A 1,521-nucleotide genomic window follows, 5' to 3' on the forward strand; every position below is an offset into this window, starting at 1 on the left:
GCGACCATTCTCCCTCCAAGCCCAAGACAGTTTCTCTTGAACCGCATCAGCGGTTGTTATTATTCATTTTCATTTACTGACATGCGAAATGCGGGCTCCATGGTGTATGAATCGCATGCAGTGCAGACGGATGCAAGCACCCAGATTCGGAAAAGACAGATCAAAGCTGGCGATGCTCGTAGAATCGTGTTCCTCATCGTAGATGATACCTGTTGTAAAAAAGACCGAACAACCAAAAAGATGGAGGTGCCTAGCTTCCAGTATTCGCATGAAGAAGGCAAGTCCGTCTGGTGTCATAATCTCGTAACCACGCATTGTCGTAAGTAGCGGTCAAATCGTATGCCTTTGATTTCCGTCCCTACTACCAAAGCGACCCACCAAATCACCTTCAAGAGCAAGAACGATTTGGCCATTGAAATGATCGACGCTTTTCAGGCAAACGATGATGAGCAGGTTTGCGTTCTGATGGACAGTTGGTATACCAGCGAGAAAGTTGTGAATGCATGCAACCGCGAAGGATTCCATGTCATTGCCGCCATCAAGACGAACCGACTCATCTGTCCGTCCGACATCCCCATCAAGATAAACGATTTTCGCCGAGCAGCACATTCGTAAATCCGACCTCCACTCCGTTATGGTGGAAGGTCAGGGCGTGTACTGGGTTTATGCTTACCTGCATCAAGCAAACCGCAGGTTTGTCTCCTGTGCATGGATCCATCGCTTAATCTCGTTACGATTCAGCGGTATTATCACGTGCGCTGAAACATTGAGACGGAGTATCGCTATTTCAAGGAACTTCTAGGCTTTGACCAATATCAATTGCTTTCGTTTAAGGGGATTCAGCGATTTTGGGGTGTTCAATTCCTGACGCAGAACTTCCTTGAGTTTCAGCGGCAGTAGTGGATGAGCGATGAGGCAAATTTGACGCTTGGCGATGTCGTACGTCGCATCCGAGAAGAATTCTTCGGGCAAATTGTTGTCTATGTTTATGAGCAAGCCTTGGAGAAAAAACCTCTTCTCAACATTTTGCGCCATTTAAAGCTCTCGGCTTAAAACACTGTTCCACCGTTCACGCTACAAGTCTGCCCTTTGGGGCAAAATCCATTTGAATTCGCAAGACTTAAGTCACTTATGATTATACGTAAGACAATCCAATCGAAACCACGATCCCTACAATCGCAATCCAAAATAGATACGACCGAAATAAACTCTTCGCTTTACGATCCTGCCCTTTAAATTCTGCTTGTTTTCTTGCCAAATGCCGATCAGTAAAACCTCCTGAAAAATCATTCAAATCCTCCTTATGCCAATTAGAAGGACTAAACCCGATACCGTTCACCAACAAAGAAACAATCAGCAAAGCTAAAAAAAACATAAACAATTTATCCTCGAACGTCACCATTACATTTTATCCCCCACTATAAATTAATTTGAATATCAAGTTACCTCAGCAAAAACCTTCACATACGAACGTTTGTTTGATACACTAATTACAAATAAATGTTCGGGAGAGATTGGCAT

The 1,521-nt window shown here is 44.0% G+C and carries 3 protein-coding genes and 1 pseudogene; 2 read left to right on the forward strand and 2 right to left on the reverse strand.

The annotated features are described in order from the left end of the window. Both BLO51_RS30020 and BLO51_RS28325 read left to right on the forward strand, forming a co-directional pair. A pseudogene (locus tag BLO51_RS30020) lies at positions 1 to 327 on the forward strand (hypothetical protein); the annotation flags it as partial. A gap of 12 nt (positions 328 to 339) precedes the next feature. Then, complete coding sequence (locus tag BLO51_RS28325; protein WP_090677486.1) at positions 340 to 615, forward strand: transposase; 276 nt, start codon at positions 340 to 342, stop codon at positions 613 to 615. A gap of 183 nt (positions 616 to 798) precedes the next feature. Here the strand turns inward: BLO51_RS28325 and BLO51_RS28330 are convergent, their stop codons facing one another. Both BLO51_RS28330 and BLO51_RS28335 read right to left on the reverse strand, forming a co-directional pair. After that, positions 799 to 1,035, reverse strand: a complete 237-nt coding sequence (locus BLO51_RS28330; protein WP_090677488.1) for a hypothetical protein — start codon at positions 1,033 to 1,035, stop codon at positions 799 to 801. 100 nt (positions 1,036 to 1,135) lie between these two features. Continuing rightward, on the reverse strand, positions 1,136 to 1,402 hold the full coding sequence (locus tag BLO51_RS28335) for a hypothetical protein (RefSeq protein WP_090677489.1): 267 nt from the start codon (positions 1,400 to 1,402) through the stop codon (positions 1,136 to 1,138). Between the last annotated feature and the right edge of the window lie 119 nt (positions 1,403 to 1,521).

Origin of the sequence: Paenibacillus tianmuensis, from assembly GCF_900100345.1 — a bacterium.
Taxonomy (GTDB): domain Bacteria; phylum Bacillota; class Bacilli; order Paenibacillales; family NBRC-103111; genus Paenibacillus_G; species Paenibacillus_G tianmuensis.